Source organism: Streptococcus mitis (assembly GCF_002096835.1).
GTDB classification, from domain to species: domain Bacteria; phylum Bacillota; class Bacilli; order Lactobacillales; family Streptococcaceae; genus Streptococcus; species Streptococcus mitis_W.
Window position 1 is genome coordinate 1 of sequence record NZ_NCVG01000021.1, and the last position, 19,031, is coordinate 19,031.

Annotated in this window: 9 protein-coding genes; 2 read left to right on the forward strand and 7 right to left on the reverse strand. The window is 38.5% G+C overall.

Features of this window, described 5'->3' with window-relative positions:
• From B7699_RS09700 to B7699_RS04320, 7 genes are all read right to left on the reverse strand, one after another.
• Nucleotides 1-1,158 (reverse strand): LPXTG cell wall anchor domain-containing protein (locus B7699_RS09700; protein WP_239822209.1); only part of this gene is annotated, 1,158 nt, incomplete at its 3' end.
• 43 nt (nucleotides 1,159-1,201) lie between these two features.
• Nucleotides 1,202-7,675 (reverse strand): zinc metalloprotease A, encoded by a 6,474-nt coding sequence (zmpA, locus tag B7699_RS04295; RefSeq protein WP_084927243.1) that lies wholly within the window; start codon nucleotides 7,673-7,675, stop codon nucleotides 1,202-1,204.
• A gap of 243 nt (nucleotides 7,676-7,918) precedes the next feature.
• Entirely contained in the window at nucleotides 7,919-9,097 is a 1,179-nt protein-coding gene (locus tag B7699_RS04300) for a hypothetical protein (RefSeq protein ID WP_084927244.1), read from the reverse strand.
• Nucleotides 9,098-9,114: 17 nt separating this feature from the next.
• Nucleotides 9,115-12,768, reverse strand: coding sequence for a helicase-exonuclease AddAB subunit AddA (gene addA / locus B7699_RS04305; protein WP_084927245.1), 3,654 nt, complete (start codon nucleotides 12,766-12,768; stop codon nucleotides 9,115-9,117).
• A complete protein-coding gene (gene rexB, locus B7699_RS04310) occupies nucleotides 12,765-16,040 on the reverse strand; it encodes an ATP-dependent nuclease subunit B (RefSeq protein WP_084927246.1) in 3,276 nt (1,091 codons plus the stop codon). The genes addA and rexB overlap by 4 nt, the downstream gene beginning before the upstream one ends.
• 106 nt (nucleotides 16,041-16,146) lie before the next feature.
• A complete protein-coding gene (locus B7699_RS04315) occupies nucleotides 16,147-16,566 on the reverse strand; it encodes an EVE domain-containing protein (RefSeq protein WP_084927247.1) in 420 nt (139 codons plus the stop codon).
• Nucleotides 16,559-17,020 (reverse strand): MarR family winged helix-turn-helix transcriptional regulator, encoded by a 462-nt coding sequence (locus B7699_RS04320; protein WP_084927248.1) that lies wholly within the window; start codon nucleotides 17,018-17,020, stop codon nucleotides 16,559-16,561. The genes B7699_RS04315 and B7699_RS04320 overlap by 8 nt, the downstream gene beginning before the upstream one ends.
• 144 nt (nucleotides 17,021-17,164) lie before the next feature.
• Between B7699_RS04320 and B7699_RS04325 the strand changes: the two genes are divergently transcribed.
• Both B7699_RS04325 and B7699_RS04330 read left to right on the forward strand, forming a co-directional pair.
• Entirely contained in the window at nucleotides 17,165-17,974 is an 810-nt protein-coding gene (locus B7699_RS04325; RefSeq protein WP_084927249.1) for a Cof-type HAD-IIB family hydrolase, read from the forward strand.
• A gap of 141 nt (nucleotides 17,975-18,115) precedes the next feature.
• Complete coding sequence (locus B7699_RS04330; RefSeq protein WP_084927250.1) at nucleotides 18,116-19,024, forward strand: ATP-binding cassette domain-containing protein; 909 nt, start codon at nucleotides 18,116-18,118, stop codon at nucleotides 19,022-19,024.
• The last annotated feature ends 7 nt before the right edge of the window (nucleotides 19,025-19,031 follow it).

Below are 19,031 nucleotides of genomic sequence, written 5' to 3' on the forward strand. Positions count from 1 at the left end.
GTCAGTCACAACCGCTTCTGGCAACGCTGGTTGAACTTCCGGTTCCCCTTTATCAGTCACAACCGCTTCAGGCAACGCTGGTTGAACTTCTGGTTCCCCTTTATCAGTCATAACCGCTTCAGGTAATGCTGGCTGAACTTCCGGTTCCCCCTTTTCAGTGACTATGGCTTCAGGTAATGCTGGCTGAACTTCTGGTTTGCCTTTGTCAGTCACAACCGCTTCTGGCAACGCTGGTTGAACTTCCGGTTTGCCTTTATCAGTCACAACCGCTTCAGGTAATGCTGGTTGAACTTCTGGTTCCCCTTTATCAGTCATAACCGCTTCAGGTAATGCTGGCTGAACTTCCGGTTCCCCCTTTTCAGTGACTATGGCTTCAGGTAATGCTGGCTGAACTTCTGGTTTGCCTTTGTCAGTCACAACCGCTTCTGGCAACGCTGGTTGAACTTCCGGTTTGCCTTTATCAGTCACAACCGCTTCAGGTAATGCTGGTTGAACTTCTGGTTTCCCTTTTTCGGTTACAACCGCTTCAGGTAATGTTGGTTGAACTTCTGGTTCACCTTTATCAGTCACAGCAGCTTCCGGTAATGCCGGTTGAACCTTAGATTCGCCTTTATCAGTCACAACTTTGGGTTGCTCAACTGGCGAAACACTTGATGCCGGAGAAACCGACGAAACAGTTCTATCATCAAGCTCCAAGTAACCAACATATCTGTAACCAGAAATTTGCAACACACCATCACGACCAGACTCATGGATGTTAGCATTCAAATTAAGTGCTGAAGCAGTTGATAGTGTAACTAAACCTGTCGCCCCTACAATCAAAAATGTAGCTATTTTTTTATTTCTCTTATCTTTTGTAATAACTACAACAAGACTACCGATGGTCAATAAACCAAATACAGTCATAATAGATTGAGAACTTCCTGTGTTTGGTAATGCGTCTTTTTCATAAACCAAGGCATATGACTCTTTTGATTCATCAGGAGTACCTGATTTCAGGTGAGCACGTTCATTTTGCGTCAAATTAGCATAATCCAAGTAGTGATATGTGGATGCTCCCACAACTGAGGGTGCAAATAAAAGACTCCCAAGAAATACTGAACCAACAATACCCTTTATTTTCCGAATGGAAAATTTATCTTTTTTTAATAATGACAATTGTAATCCTCTACCTTTACTTTTTATTTCCTAATAGCAAACACTATTTTTTATTCTCAAAAATTGAACTTCTAAAATCATTAGTTTGATCTAAATATGCTTTAAAGATTGCTTGTTTAAGTTTATGAACTCGACTATATTCAGGATAAATATTTACACGTTCATCCTCTGCATCAGCATTAACAGCCTCAGTTATCATTTTACGAAGCATATCAATATTAGTTATTGTTACCTTACTATTTCTTGAGAAACTTACATTTGGATTATAGAAGCTAATACTTATTAGATTATTAAATTTAGCTATTCGTTCATCATACATTGCTTTTTTAAATTCTACCCAAGATGAATAACGATTATTAAATACTTTCTCAAGCACTAACTTATCAGTTACATTACCGACTACTTTACCATATGACTTAATCACTTTACCTTTAGCTTTTGCTTCTTCTGCATATTGATTAGAAATATATGGTACCATTCCATCTTTAAATCCTTTTGCAGCTAATAATTCAAACGCCATACGACGTCCCATTAAATCACCCGGTGTTCCTTCATTATTACTTAAAGCTGCGTATATTGGTGAAAATAGTTTAATTGTATAATACCCATTTCGTTTAAAAGTATCGTCATTTCCATTTTCGTATCCTCTTCTAGTAATAACATCATTTTCAATTAAACTATTAAATGTAGTTAATTTAGTAAGTTCTTCAGGTTTTAAATAACGAATAACATTGGTTGCATAAACTTTACTTCCATCTGGATCTGTTTCAAATTTATTTTCTATTTTTCTCAATAACTCGTTTTTCTTATCAATCTCTAATTTAACAACTGCATTACCTTCTAGATATTCTAGCATATAAATTACATCAAACATATTATGCATATATTTTTGCAAGTCTTCTGCATTATTAAATCGTTTTGTAGGATCTTTCACCTGAAGTCTAGTTGGATTTTCTGCTTCTTCATACTTCAATATAGAGTTAATCGTAATAGTAGGATCATATGGATGATCAGGAGCTTGCAACAATCCTTTAGCATAAAACTCTGGTCCAAGTCCATTTCTTCTTCCATATCCCCCAAGATAAATTTCTCTATCTGAGTTGTGTGTCATTTCGTGTGTATAAGTTACCGCACCATCTTTATCAAGCATGCGATACGCCATATAATAGAATGCATCTCCTGTAGCGTATGCTCCATTAGAATTATGAACAACATTATTTCCTGCTGGACCGAAGAAATGTTTTATCGCTGGATGATTAGTTTCAAAATCAGCTTGGTATGTATCCTTATCTTCTCTTTCATCTGTACCAAATCTAAATGCATCATAGACTAGAACACTTCTATATAATTTTTCTTTATTTTTATCATCTAGTATTTTATACCAGTAATCATAGTGATCTCTGAATCTAGCAGCCGCTTCTCTAGCTTTTGTCTCAACATAGTTATTTAAATTTGTTCCTGCTGAATGTTCTTTACTTCTATATCTATCATAAGCACCGAAACCTATAGTCGAAATATTGGCTATAATAAACACCGATTTTTCAGGTAATGTTAATAGCGGCAAGACCATACTTGGGTATTTCCAAGATTGGCTAGTTAATCTATCATATACTCCAATTGAATATGGACTACCAGCTATTGATTGTTTATCACTTACCTCTTTAATCGTAGATTTTTCTTCTACAATATAGGCTTTAGTTTGTTCTTTAAACCACTCGTTATTTGTTTTATCTGGCACGAAAGCTTTTCTATATTTTTCTAATGCATCAAATAAATTAGTAGTTTTATAATTTTTTGCTAATAAAACGTTATAAGTTATAACATTATTTTTCGCTAGTAAATTATTAAATCCAGATTTACCTAATTCGATAACATTATCTAACGCTGAACTATTTGATTTACCGAAGAAATCCAAGTGATACATAACTAAATCTTTCGCTTTTGTTTCACCATATTTGAAATTGTACCAACGCTCTAAGTATGTTAATCCTAGAAGTAAAGCTTCTTTATTATTTTTAATTTTCTCGATTACATAATTATCTATTACCTTATTGTTATTTTCCGCTATTGCAGCATCTGCAGTAAGAAGTTTTGTCAAACTATCTTTCAAATTAGTTTTTGTAGTATTGAATTGATCTTCTAAATATAACTCCGTTAAACTAACATCCTTAGAAACATCTAATACTTTTCTAATTGCGTCTGATTTGTATTCTACACTATTTAATGCTGGTAAAACTTCTCCTAAAATATTATTATAATTGCGAAGTAATGTATTCGGTGTGTAAATTAAATTTGTACCGCCTATTCTATACTCAGCTACACTTGAAAAATCACTTTGATATTCTATATTTTTTGTCTCTGATGTATTGTCTGCGTAATATAGTAACAGTTTATTTATACTTTCTTTGTTTTTGTTAATATCACTAATTACTTCATTATCTTTCATAGGAACTACTGACAATAATTCCTTATTATAAAGGTTACTACTTGCCTCTACTAAATTTCCGTACTTAACTATTGTTTCTCTATTATAGAATGGTAATAGTTTTTCTATATTTTTATATACTTTTTCTTTTGATGAATCAGCATTCTCAAGACTTCTATAGTCAGTTACATATCTAGAAGAGAAGTTAAAATCTTCTGTTTTAGTAGTATTTTTAGATACAAAAGCAGCTTTTTTCTCTCTAATTTGTGCGTCTTCTAATACTTCTCCTCTTTGAACATCAGAATCCTTAGTTAAGATTTCATCATCTTCTTGTACTACGTTTACAACCTTATTATTTTTGTTGCTATACACATGTTTTGCTTGCATGTTAGTGAAATCTTTTCCAGTTATAGCATTACCGTTTGTAACATTAACGTCGCTTAGTACATTAGAAAGTCGACCAGATTTTTCTAATCCTCCAGCTGGATCCCAAAGATTACCAACTACTCCACCAACGTTTGCAAAACGTTGAACATTATTAAGATTTCCTTCAGCATAACTATTACTAATTAGCGCACTATCTTCTACTGCACCAACTATTCCACCAATAGATTGATCCCCTTTAGTTGCGTTTGATGCTAAATCAATTGATGCGAACGACTTATCTATTAATCCCCTCGAACCAGAAAGTTTACCTACTAAACCTCCGATTTGATAACTAGCAACTGTGTTATATGTATTAGTTATTCTACCTGTATAGCTACTGTTAGAAATAGTAGAATTATTAACTTGTGATACTAATCCTCCTATTCCATGTTCACCAGCTATCGCTCCATCAGCATGAACATTACTAATTACAGTTCCATTTCTCGCTTCTTTTGCAAGTGTTGCAGCATCTTCTTTTGCTGAAATATTGGCATCTTTTAGTGAAAGATTTTCTACTGTAGCACCATTTAATCCTCCAAATAATGGTTTTTTCAAATTATAAATAGCATAATATTTCTCATTATTTGTACCTACTAATGTTCCATGGAATTCATTTTTCACATAACTTTCTTGACCATCTGGAAGTTCAAGTTCACGAGCATCCATAGTTGCACCTAAACGGAATGTGCCATTAGGAGTGTTATTCATTGCATCTACTAAATTTTTAAATGATGTATAAACACCAGTTTCACTTTGCTGAGTTTTTGGTAAATAGTATGTATAATTTTCTAGTACATTATTATTTTCATGTTGTATCAGATTATTTACACTTGCTACTATTTTATAAACATCTCTATTATCTTTATTAGTATTAGTAATGCTTGTAACTGGTAGCATCACATCTTTAAAATTCTCTGATTTAACTTTCATGAAGTAATTTTGTGGAGCATTTGGCACAGAATCTAATGAAGTAACATGACGATACTTATCACCTTCTTTAGAATATAGTTCAACAGAAGTTATATTTCTAAGTTCCAATTTCTTAATAACTTCTTCTTTAATATCGTCTTTTTTCTCATCTTTATGACGATAAAGTTTATCGTATACTGGTGGAATTTCATTACCTGCTATAATACTCTTAATCCAAGCTAATTGTGTTGGAGATAATATTAATCCTCCTGAACGGTTCTTAGCTCCATTTTGGTGGACACCAATGACTTCACCATTAGCATTAAATATTCCTCCACCACTCATACCAGCTTTTCCACCTTGGTATTGGACACCATAAGTATTATTAGCGTATTTTTGTTCCATTTCTACAGTAGTATCTTTTAAGTGAGTATACTGCCCAGCAGGATATCCATGAACATTTAGTTTGTCATTAACATTTACTTTCGAGTAATTTTCTACTAAGTTGGCATACTGTCTTCTAGTAGATTCAGGTAATTTAATAACTGCTAAATCGTAGATAAAGCCTTTTGGATAATCTTTTTGATTATAGAAGTGAATATCATCTGAAGTGAATGAACCTTTTTGTCCATCAGGTGACTGCCATTCATATGTGTTTTTAGCTTTATCTCCCCTAAACTCACCAGTAGTGTTATCTGAAGAATTATTAATAAAATTATGCGCTACTGTCAACAATACGTTAGGAGCTATAAAAGTAGCTGAACCCGTTCCTGATAATGCTTTGTTATCTTTAACAAAATTCATTCGAAGAAGTGCACTAGCATTTTTTTCTACATTATTGTTTTCTGTTGTATTGTTTAACTCTACTGCAGGTTTAGGCTTCTCTGTTTTCGGTGATTCAATTTTCCCTGTGTATTCTTTCGGTGGTTCCACTTTTTCTGGTTCGACTATCGCTCCAGCTTGAACCCCTGTATACTCTTTCGGTGGTTCTACTTTTTCTGGTTCGACTATCGCCCCAGCTTGTACTCCTGTATATTCTTTCGGTGCTTCTACTTTTTCTGGCTCGACTATCGCTCCGGCTTGCACACCTGTGTACTCTTTTGGCGGTTCTACTTTTTCTGGTTCGACTATCGCCCCAGCTTGTACTCCTGTATATTCTTTCGGTGCTTCTACTTTTTCTGGCTCGACTATCGCTCCGGCTTGCACACCTGTGTACTCTTTTGGCGGACTTACCTTCTCTGGTTCTACTACAGCCCCAGCTTGTACTCCAGCATATTCCGGTTCAACTTTTTCAGGTTCAACAATAGCTCCGGCTTGTACACCTGTATATTCTGGTTTTTCATGAACTTCTGGTTCGCCTTTGTCTGTCACTACTGCTGCTGACAATTCAGGCTGAACTTCTGGTTCTCCTTTATCACTTATTACAGCCTCTGGCAACGCTGGCTGGACTTCCGGTACGCCTTTATCACTTACTACAGCCTCTGGTAACTCTGGTTGGACCGCGGGTTTAACAATAGATCCAGCTTGTAGGTCCTTATGTTCTGTGACAGTCTCAGGTTGTTCCTTTATAACTTGCGCTTTTTTAGTACCTTTTTCGACTATTCTTGTAACAGGCGCAGTTGTTGAAGTTGAAACAATTTCTCGAGAAACTTCTTCCTTGTTTACAGAGAATATTCTTATGATTTCAACTTTCTTACCTAATTTACCTTCTTGTTTGACTCTTACAGTTCCTTCAGCTAAATCAGAATTCTCCTGAACTTTTTCTTGAAAATCTATTTTTGTTTCTATAGTTTCGTCACGATATAAGAGTTCAGGTTTATTCAACTGACCTGATAGAACTTCATCCTGTGGATTTAATGTATTTACCCCAGTCTTTTCTTTTGGAGAAACTTTCTCGTCTTTCTTCGTCTCTAGATTCTTGTGTTCTGATAATTGTACTTGAGAATCTAAAGATTGTTTCTCTTCTTTTGTTGGATTGGTTAATTCTGTAGAAAGAGTTTTTTCAACTACTTGAACTTCTGTTGGCTTAGTTGAAGAAACAGGTTTTTCTTCCTGCATAGCTTGTACTGTTGATGGATTCTCTACAAAATTCGGTGTAACATTATAATCCACCTTTTGTTGTTTTGTAGGAGTGGCTACGGATTTCTCTTGATTATTTACTTTAGACTCAGAAGTCGTTTTTCCCTCTTTGATATATCCAATATATGTGTAACCTGAAATGTCTTTAGGAAGAGGTAATTTTTCTCCAGAAGTCAATTCATAGTCCGTATTGTAATTTAGCAAAAGATTATTTTCTAAAGCATGAGCGGATACAAGAACACCGTTTCCTATTCCTGCAACCAATACTAAATGTAATACCGTTTTATTCTTAACTTTTTTCTTGGAAACAGCAAAAATTAAAATTCCCAGAGCAGCTAAGCTAGCACCAGCAACCAAGGTTTGCATATCATTCTTGCTTCCAGTATTTGGCAATTCTCCCAGTTGATTTTGGGAATTTAATTTATAAACAAGATAATAAGTCTCATCATCATTCTCCACGTATGTCGGAATATCATAGACAAGCTGATTCTTTTCTTCTGATGATAGCTCTGAATCTGTCACATATTTATAGTGAACTCCTTTAGTCTCTTGAGCTTCTATAGATGAACTACCTAATACAGACATAAAAAATAAACTTGAAATCGTCGCAGATACAAGTCCTACTGATAATTTTCTAAATGAAAAACGCTGTTGTTTTTCACCAAAATACTTTTCCATTATTCCTCCTTGAAATAAAATTTATATTTATCTTACGAAGGCCTTTAATATATTAGCGTATTATCTATAAAAAAGGCACCACACTTTAATTATACTCTTAATTTACCAAAAAGTCTTAAAATTGCGTTACGTTTTCATACTTTGTTTTATATATAAAATACGAAGGAGCAGGGTTTGCCATTTCCTATTTTCTCTTTTTGGATAAAATGTAACCTACCATGGAATTTCCACGGTAGGTGTTACTTATATCACTAATCGTTCTAAAAATGGTTTGAGGCAGTTGAGGAGAATTCCTTCTATCCAGCTTTCTTGTGCTGAGGATAGATGTTCTGACTGGAGACTTTCTTTTAGAAAATCTCGGACTTGTTCTGGTGCGATTTCAAACTCAAAAGCTTTCATTTTATAGAAAAAGTCGAGCAGATGATCTGACAGATATTCAGTTGAAAAGGGAACTTCTCCACTTTTTCGATATTCTAATAAGAGTCGAGCAAATCTGGCTTTTTCTTCAGGAAGCTCACGAAAATAGGAATTGAGGAGCCAGGTCTGCTTCTGTTTTCTTTCAATTGGATCCTGACTGGCAATTCGTTGGTCTTTTTCCAACTCTTTTTGGTATTGTTTGGCCTTGATAGCCCGTTCTGTCCGATTTTTACCAAAAAGAATTTTCTCCCACTTGCGTTCTTCTTGAGTTAGGGTCTCTGTAAAGCCAAAGTAATCTTGATAAGCACGCTCTGCGGGTCCCATGGCTAGGACTAGATTGTCTGCATATTGCTTGGCAATTTTATCCCTTTTTTTGCGCTCTTTCTCTGCCTGGATACGGAGTTCTTGTTCGTAGTCAATTTTCTCCTTGCCTAGCTTGACAAGGTAGAGTTGGTCATCTGATTTGCCAAGTAAAAAGGGTTTGATGCATTTTTCAAGGACTTCTTCCATCCGAGCCTTTTTCTTTGGCTCTGCCTTGGTCCAACTTCCTCCTTGAAAGACTTCTAGGAAGAGCTGGTAGTCTCTCTCAGGTGAGAACTGATTACCACGATTGGGTTTAAAAACACCTTTTTCCCAGAGCCACTTTAGAAGACGCTCGTCAAAGTCACTTTTATTGACCTTGATTTTCTCCTTTTTCTGGGCTTTTCTGGTCAGATTTTCAACCTTTCTGAGCAGTTTTTCTTCCTCTTCCAGTTGCTGGTCAAGGGTCAATCGATGAAAATGACGAACACAGTCGCTACCAATCGGAAAGAGGCGTTGGCCTGTGACACCATTAAAGAGTTCGTAGGCGTATTTGATAGCATTTCCACAGACACAATTGCTACGGCCGATACCGTTAAAAATTAAGGAAACTTCATTCCATTCCTTGGTAGCTTGTTCCCAAGTATCAGCTTTTGAAGCCTGTAATACGGCATCGTGCAAGGCTTTTCTAACTGGAAGTGTCATGAGGTCTCCTTTCTAGATTATACTTTTACAACTTGAACCTCTTCTTTACCTAGTAAAATCAAGTATTTTTCAATATTTTCAATCGAATAGGCTCGTGATAAAGCCTCTTCGTATAGGGCTAATTGACCACGATAGCGGTCTATGAGTTGACTTGGCTCATCATAGCGGTCTGTCTTATAGTCGAAAAGAACGATTCTGTCTTCGTAAAGCAGATAGCCATCCAAGATTCCACGGACAACGAAGTCTTCCTGACTCTTTTGGTCTCGTTTGAGCATGGAGAAAGGTTGCTCACGATAGAGATGGTCTGTATTATCAAGAATTTCCTGACCAAGTGCTGTGTCAAAGAATGCAAGAATTTTAGAAAGATTGATCTTGTCTCTGACAGCTTGACTGGTTTGAACTTGTTTGAGAGTTTCTGTCAGACTAGCAAGTGTTGGTCGCTGACTGAGGTCAATTCTCTGCATGAGTTCGTGGGTAGCACTACCAATCTCAGCTCCAGTTACCTTTTCTTTGGTTGAAAAATCTGGCAAAGAAAAGATGATTTTCTTGTCTACTGACTGTCCTTGACCTGCAATCTCGACACCTTCCAGATCCATAACTGGTTCGTAGAATTTCTTGATTTGGCTTGGGGTTTGAACACTAGGAAGTTCAATGGCTGCGCGGTGAAGAGTATTATAGACTTCAACCTCTTTCAGCATTTCAAGGGCTTCTTTGATGGTTTCTGACTGGCGATTGTCTACTTGGGAGCTATCTTGTAGAGGACTTTTGTTTTCCAACTGACCGATAGCTTCTCTAGTCAGCTGATCTTCACCAATAAAACGATAGCTAAAGTGGAGACGATCCTTTGCAAACACTTTGCTGATGGCCCAAATCCAATCTTGAAAATTCTTGGCTTGCAGTCTGGTATTGCTATTTAGTTTCCCATTTTTTGCTGCTGGGTATTCCTTGGCTTCCAGCTTTTCACGAGAACCCTTGCCGACAAGATAGAGCTTTTTCTCAGCCCGTGTCATGGCAACATACAGCAGACGCATCTGCTCTGAATAGCTTGCCAGCTGTAATTCCTCTTCGTTCTGCCTATAGGTCAGACTAGGAATGGAGAGTTTGATGGTTTTAGGGTAGTAGGCTTCAACTGCTCCTGTATCTATCTTGGCAATATATTTGACACCTAGTCCATTTTTACGGCTGAGAATGACTTCTGACATAGAGTCTTGCTTGTTGAAATCTTGATCCATATTGAGGATAAGAACGTAAGGAAACTCCAGCCCTTTACTCTTGTGGATGGTCATGAGCTCTACTGCATCTTTTGGCGGTGCGACGGCCACGCTTGCCAAATCGTGCTGAGCTTCTAAAACTTGGTTAATCATACCAATAAAACGTGACAAGCCTTTGAAATTGCTCTTTTCAAATTGATCAGCACGCAGTGCTAGGGCATAGAGATTGGCCTGTCTAGCAGGACCATTTGGCAAAGCCCCAACATAATCGTAGTAAAAACGGTCGTTGTAAATCTTCCAAATCAGGTCATAGAGGGAGTGGGTTTTGGCGTACAAGCGCCAAGAAGCCAAGATATCCATGAATTGCTTTAGTTTCTCAGCTAGAGCCGTGTGAATCAAGCCTTTTTGACTACTTACCTGTTTTTGAGCATTTACTAGTTTCTCATAGAGATTTTCGTGGACTTTATCCTCTGCTTTCTGAAGGGACAAACGTGCTAACTCGTCCTCATCAAAGCCAAACATAGGAGACTTCATCAGGGCAACCAAGGCATAGTCTTGCAGAGGATTGTGAATGACACGAATGGTGTCTAGCATGACTTGCACTTCTAGAGATTGTAGGTAATTGTTCTGCTCTCCGTCAGTTTTGACAGGTATTCCGTACTCAGACAGGGCGAGAAGAATCTGGTCATTACGACTACGACTGGAGGTCAGAAGGGCAATTTCCTTAAAGGCAACACCTTTTTCCTGATGAAGTTTGAGAATCTCCTTGATAACTAAGCGCATTTCACCTATTAGTTTCGTTCCTGCCGGGCTTTCTTCTTCTTCCTCACCTGTATCGTCCTTGTCGTAGAGGAGAAATTCTGCCTTGTTGTCAGGGTTAGGAGTCAGTTTGGTATTGGCAAAAACAAGCTGGTGCATGCTGTCATAGTTGATTTCACCGACCTCTTGGTCCATAAGACGTTCAAAAACATCATTGGTTGCTGACAGAACTTCTGAACTACTACGGAAATTTTCCTTGAGGAGAATCAGCTTTCCTTCTTGTGGATTTTGCGCATAGCGTTGGAACTTTTCATTGAAAATCTGCGGGTCTGCCTGACGGAAACGGTAGATGGACTGCTTGATATCCCCCACCATAAAGCGATTGTGACCATTAGACAGCAATTCCAGCATCCGTTCTTGAATGTGGTTGGTATCCTGATACTCGTCTACCATGACTTCATGGAAGCGCTCCTGATAAGCCTCACGAACTTGCGGGAATTTCTCTAAAATCTCAATGGTGTAATGGCTGATATCAGCAAATTCAAAGGCATTTTCCTGACGTTTACGCTGACGATAAGCTTCCACAAAATCACTCATGAAGGTTTGGAAAGTCTTAGCTAGTTCCCATGTGTCTTGATGATAACGTTCTTGATAATCGAGAATCGTTATCTGGTCTGCTAGTTGTCCTAGTTTAGCAAACTGGGTCTTTCTCTCTTCATTGTAGGCATCGACCAGTGGTTTCAAATCAGCCTTGCGACTGGCATTTATCAGAGCCCGACCATTTTTCTCTTTCGAAATTGCGACAACACGCGCAAGCACTGCGTGATAAGCCTGACTATCGGACTCCTGATTTAAAGAGCCAATTTCATCCAGAGTCAACTGGACATTTTCTAAATAGGGAGCCTTTGCAAACTCCTTGGCATCATTATCCAGATGATAACGGAAAAAGCTTTCCAAATCCCAAAGGGATTGTTTGATATGCTCAGTCAGTTTTTCTTTTTCACTGCTAAAATCAGCTTTCTCAAAGCCTTTGAGGAAAGATTCACTTAACCATTTCTGAGGATTGCTGGTGGATTGGAGGAAGTCATAAATTTTATAGACTTGCTGGCGCAGACCCCGTTCATCTTTTCCACGCCCAGCAAAGTTTTTCAGCAAATGACTAAAGGTCTCTTTCTGTTTACCTTGGTAATGGGCTTCAAAGACCTCATGGAAGACGTCGTTTTTGAGAAGAAGTTGCTCGCTCTGGTTTTGTAAAATCCTGAAATTAGGCGCAATATCAATCAGATAACCATGTTTACCAAGGAATTTTTGTGTGAAGGAGTCCATGGTTCCGATGGCAGCGTTGGGTAGGTCTGCCAACTGACGACCCAAGTGTTGTTTGAGGTCGACGTCATCGCTTTCTTGGATTTGTTGGCTGATTTTTTTCTCCAAACGTTCTTTAAGCTCTGTGGCAGCCTTAACGGTAAAGGTTGAGATAAAGAGTTGAGAAATTTCGATACCACGCGCCAACTGATCCAGAATGCGCTCGGCCATAACAAAGGTTTTCCCAGAACCAGCCGACGCTGAAACGAGGATATTCTGACCAGAAGTGTAGATGGCTTCAATTTGCTCAGCAGTTTTCTTTTGTTCCTTGCTCGAATTTGCTTCTGCATCTTGCAGTTTTTGAATTTCTTCCTCAGTTAAAAAGGGGATAGGCTTCATCGATTCAACTCCTCTCTTATTTTTTCAAACCAAGCTTGCTTGAGTTTTTCTCCGACCAGACGTTTACCGTCAGCTGGGTCCAATTTCTCTAGGAAACGGGCTTGGCCCAAGTGGTAATTTGCTTCAAAGCCTGTGATGGCTTGATGTTGCTGAACATATGGGGCAATACTTCTGCCGTTTTCTGTGTATGGATTGATAGCGAACTGGCCTGCTAAAATCTTCTCTGCTACTTTCTTGTAAAGGTGGGCATTGTAGTCCAGTAGGAGCTGGAATTCCTCATCCGTCAGCTGATTAGCCTTGTTTTTATTGTAAAATTCGCCCAAATGACTGCTTTCTTTTTCTAAAAAGAGGCCTTGGTATTTCATTGACTTGCTGGCTTCTACTACTGCACCTGCCAGACTTTTAACGGCCATCAAAGATTGGACAGGCTCAGCCATTTCCAAGTACATAGCGCCGAAAAAGTTCTGCTCCCCTTCTCTTTTTAAGGCAGCTAGATAAGTTGGCAACTGGGAATTAAGACCATTAAAGAAATGATGAAACTGGAACTGAGTCAGACTAGACTTGTAGTCTACTACCCCTATCGCCCCATCAGCTTTCAAACGGTCAATGCGGTCAACCTTACCTCGTACAAAGACACTCCGACCATTGTCCAATTGAATAAAGGCTTGCTCTTTCCCACCGAAATTCGCTTCCTCTTTGATGGTTTCGATGGCTGGATTGTGTCGGAGAATATGTCCAGTCGTCCGTGCTACATCAAGTAGAACTTCCTTGGTAAACTGGGCTACCAAACTTTCTTGATAAATGGCTTCAAATTCGCGTTCTTGACTGGTTTCGTGGATAGCTTGTTCTAGACGTTGGTCAAAGGAATCTTCGTCAGGCAACTGCAAGGCGCGTTCAAAGATACGGTGCAAGAAATTTCCGTGACTACGAGCATCTGGACGCAGGCGCAATTCCTCCTGCAAGCCTAACACGTAGCGAAGAAAATAACTATATTCATTGCGATAAAACTCTGTCAAACCGGATGTAGATAGGTAAAACTCCTGTTCTGCAGGATAGAGAGCCTGTAAGGTGTCCTTTGCTAAGGGTTTACTGCTTGGGCTGGTTGGGAGGGCTGGATTTTCCAGACCTTGCTGTTCTAGTTTTTTACCCATCACACGCGCCAGAACCTTGACAAAGGTCAAATCTTGCTCAGTCTCACTCATCTCGCCCTGCTGGTGATAGGCAACCAGACTAGACAAAAGACTATGATAGGACCCAATATTTTCCTTAGACAGCCCTTTGTGATTCATCCTCTTCTCTTTCCGACTAAATCCAAAATGGACCAACTCTTGAAGATAGGCAGATTCCTTACTTTCACTTTCGTTAAAAAGGCTTGGAGCCGACAAGACCAACTGCTTACGAGCAGAATTGACCAAGGAAAGCATAGTATAGCGATTTTTCTTGAGATTTTCACTGCTGGCAATCAGCAATTGTGCCCCTTCCTCCGTCGCTTGGTTTAAGCTTTGTCTTTCTTCATCTGTCAAAATACTGGTATTTTGCGCAATTTTTGGTAAATTGTCCTGAGTCAGCCCAATGGCATAGACAAAGTCAGCAGTCAGAGGGGCAATCAAATCATAGCTCTGTACCAGAACGGTATCTACTGTTGCTGGAATGGTGCGATACTGAGATAGGCTCATTCCAGAATGAAGCAAGGCAAGAAAGTCCTCTAGACTAACTGATGAACCAGCAAAAACAGTCGCAAATTGTTCTAAAACATGGCAGAATGCCTTCCAAACTTCAGTCTGTCTTTCCTGCTCTAGGGTTTTCATGGTAGCTGTTAAATCTTGTAACTGCTTGGTCACCTCTCCTTCTTTTAGAAAGCTATTCCATTTTTGTAGGAGATTTTCAGCCTTTTGTTTTCGACTGGCAAAGAGGGTTTCAAGAGGTGTTAAAATACGCAGACGAAGAGCATTTAAACGTTCCAAATTAAATTTTCCATGGTGGGATTTGGTAAAGGTTTGCTGAAAGGCTGGTAAGCCATTGATACCAAGATAGCGGATATATTGCTCAAAAGCATCAATATCAGCCTGATTAAGATCGGTATATAGACCTGTTCTAAGAAGGTTTATCAAATCCTCCTGACGGAAACGATAGCGTTTTAAAGCTAAAATAGACTCGACAAACTGAGTTAAAGGGTGGTGCGCCATGGATTCGCTTCTACCAAGATAGAAAGGAATCTGATACTGGTCAAAAATGGTTTTGAGAGATAACTGGTAAGAAGCTACATCCCCCAAGAGAATACGAAAATGCTTGTAACTCAGGTCTGAGTTCTCATGTAATTTCTGACGAATGCTACGGGCTACTAGCTCCAACTCCTCCTTTTGCGTCAAACAAGACCAGATTTGTAAGTTTTCACGGTCTTTCTCATCAACATTCAAAGCGAGTTCTGAAAAGTCATAAGAAGACTCCAACAAACGAGAGGCCTTGTCAAAACTATCCATCTGCTCATGAGTCTGAGAACAATCCAGAGCGGGAGTTTGGTATTTAGAGGCTAGATGATGGAGAAACTCCACACTGGCTTGATAGAGATTGCCTTCAGCGAATGGACTGGTATAGGCTTTCTTACTCGCATAGGCTCCAATAACAATCTCAACACCTTTACGGTGGAGCAGATCCACCACATGTTCTTCCTCAGCAGAAAAACGGGTAAATCCGTCAATGACTAAGGAAATCTGACTAAAATCACTACTTACCTTATCATTCTCAATAGCCTCAATCAAATAGGATAATTGACTTCTATGAGCCAACTGGCTTTGATTAAGATAAGCCGTAACTTTCTCAAAAATCAAGAGTAAATCTGCTCGCTTGTCCTCATCCGTCAAACTTTCCAAGTCTAAAAAATTCATCTGAGCAGTCGTTATCTCATGATAAAGTTCAATCAACTGCTGGATAAATTGAGGGTCTTGTTTAATAGCTCCATAAACTCGTAACCCTTTGGGATCAAGTTCAGCAAGACATTTATAAAAAGCCATCCCAAGACCAATATCATCAAGACTGGTCTTGACAGGCAAGTCATTTAAAACCAGATAACGAGCCATTTGAGCAAAGCGCGTGACGGTGATCGCAAAAGAAGCCTGCTGGGACAAGCATTTCAGCACGGCATGTTCCTTTTCAAATGAAAGAGAGTTGGGGGCAATGTAGAAAACCCGCTTACCAGCAGCAACCAGCTCTTCCGCCTCTCTGGTCAAGATTTCTGTTAAAGAAGTCCGAATATCAGTATACAGTAATTTCATCTCAGCCTCGTTTGGTTTATCAAAGTTTCTTACTCTATTATAGCAAAGTTCGCTTCACAGTCCAAATCCAAAATTCTTGTTGATAATCATTTAACTAGCAAATCAATCATACTTCATCATCCACTTTCATATGATGAAAGATATAGAGGAAAAAGTCTTTGGAAACTTCATAATGTCCATAACGAAGTCGAGAAGTATAGTCTCTCCATTCAGGATGTTGTCTGGCTATTTCTATGGAACAATCTTTGACTGGCAGATAATACTCGACATTTCGTCTAAAGGGAAAGAATCCTTCAAATTGCTCTACTTGATAGGCTTTGTCATCTATAATTTTACCTACGGCCACAAAAGCCTGTAACTTATCTTGACCATTCATATCGTATTTTGGGCTATAGTATAAAAGGTAGTCTCCTTTTTTCATACGGTTTAAGGGGCCGCCCTTTCCATGACAGACCTGACAAAAATTCCCTTCAACTCCTCTTAAAACATGGTTCTTTGAAACAACTCCAACCCAATATCTAGGCATTTTTATCCTCCAACTCTACTAACATGCGATTAAAACATTCTCTATCGTTAGATAGTTTTTCAAAAAATTTTTCATCAATCCCTTCTACCAAAGGTAAAGCTTGATTGACCTTCTCCGCGCCAGACTTCGTCACTGAGACCAGTTTTGCCCGACTATCCTTTGGATGTTGATCACGTTTAATGTAGTCTTTCTTCTCTAATAGTCTAACAATCTGGGAAACCGTCATAACATCCATACCAGTGAACCGAGCAATATCAACTTGCGTTACATATTCCTCTCTATTAGACAGAAACAAGAGCGAGGTTAAAACGATAAATTGAGGCAAAGTGAGGCCAACCGATTTCAAAACTCTTTTTAAATTACTTTCCCACTTGTTGTAGACTTTGATGAAAAGAAGACCTGTGGACTCTGTTTCATCATTCTTGTAAATTGAATTAAAGTGATACTTTGACATTATTTCTCCTTAAATATTAAGTATACATATTATATAAGAATTTATTTTGTTTTTCAAGAAAAGGAAAGTCGAATGTTACAATTCTATCAGACATTTCATAGTCTATATGCTATAATAATACCAAAAGATAAAGAAGGAAGTCTTATGATTAAACTACTAGCCTTGGATATGGACGGAACCCTCCTCAATGAAGCCAAGGAAATCCCACAAGCTCACATTACTGCCATTCACCAAGCCATTGAAAAAGGTGTCAAACTGGTTCTCTGTACGGGTCGCCCGCTTTTCGGTGTCCTTCCCTACTATAAAAAATTGGGACTTGACCTCCAGAATGAGTATGTGATTGTTAACAACGGTTGCTCAACTCACCAGACCAGTGATTGGAGTCTGGTTGATTGGCAAGAACTCAGCCCAGCTGACATCGAGTACCTCTATGACCTAGCTGAAAAAAGTGATGTTCAGTTGACACTTTTTGATGAGGAGCATTATTTTGTCCTCGGTGGCAAGCCTAATGAAATCATTGAAAATGACGCCAAACTAGTCTTTTCAGACCTGACTGAAATTTCTCTTGAGGAAGCGACTAGTGGCAAGTACCGGATGTTCCAAGGTATGTTTTTAGGAACAGAGAGTCAAACTGACGATTTTGAAGAGCGTTTTGCTGAAGAGCTTTGCCAACGTTTTAGTGGAGTTCGTTCGCAACCTGTCATTTATGAAGCTATGCCACTTGGTACGACAAAGGCTACTGCTCTTTCTCGACTAGCAGATATTTTGAAGATTGACTCCTCAGAAATCATGGCCATGGGCGATGCCAATAACGATATCGAAATGCTCCAGTTTGCAGGACTGGGCATTGCAATGGGAAATGCCAGCAATTATGTTAAATCTCTTTCGGATGCCGTTACAGCCAGCAACGAAGAAGACGGTGTTGCGCGTGCCATTGAGAAATATATTTTATAATTAAGAAGCCCAGTTCGTGTCAACTGGGTTTTGATATTTAAAAATTCCTAAAACTTTAGAAACTCTTTAGAAATGCTTGAGCTTTCTTTGATTTCTATGCTTTATACTAAAATTAACAAAATAAATCAAAAGGAGAGAATCATGAAAACAGTACTTGACATTCATGGATTGTCCAAAAACTTTGACAAACAAGCTATTCTTCAGGATCTTCATCTAACGATAAGAGAGGGAGATATTTATGGACTTATCGGGAAGAACGGAGCTGGGAAAACCACCTTGATAAAAATCATTACGCAACTACTGTTTGCGGATAAAGGAACAGTTTCCCTCTTCTCTAGCCATTCGGAAAATGAATGGAGCAAGTCTCTATCTCGAGTAGGTTCTGTTATTGAATCACCTGTAGCACATAATCACTTAACAGCCTATCAAAATCTGAAATATTACTGTATGATTCGTCATATTCCAAATGCTGATCAAGTCATTCGAGAAACCCTGGATTATGTAGGTTTGCCAGATACAGGTAAGAAAGTCTTTCGTGATTTCTCGCTAGGAATGAAACAAAGACTTGGTATTGCCATTGCCCTCCTATCCAAACCAGATTTCCTAATCTTAGATGAACCTATCAATGGTCTCGATCCAATCGGTATCAAAGAATTTCGACTAATGATTCAACGCCTCAATCAAGAACAAGGGATAACCATTCTCATCTCTAGCCATATCTTGTCAGAACTCTACCTCGTAGCTAATCGTTTTGGTATTTTAGATCAAGGCAAGATTATCCGTGAAATCAGCAAAGCTGAATTCGAAACACTAAGTGAGGATTATATTGTGCTTAAGACAGCTGACCAAGAGAAAGCTTGTCAAGTATTGAAAGAACAAATCCAGCTCCAGTTCAAGGTTGTTAATCCAGAAAATGAAATCCATATCTTTGGAAATGAACAAGATGTCAAACAGATTCTCAAGGAATTAACCTTGGCAGATGTTGCCATTGACGAGATTTACTATGCCCGTCAAAACCTAGAAGAATACTTCACTCAATTGGTCGAATAGGAGGAAA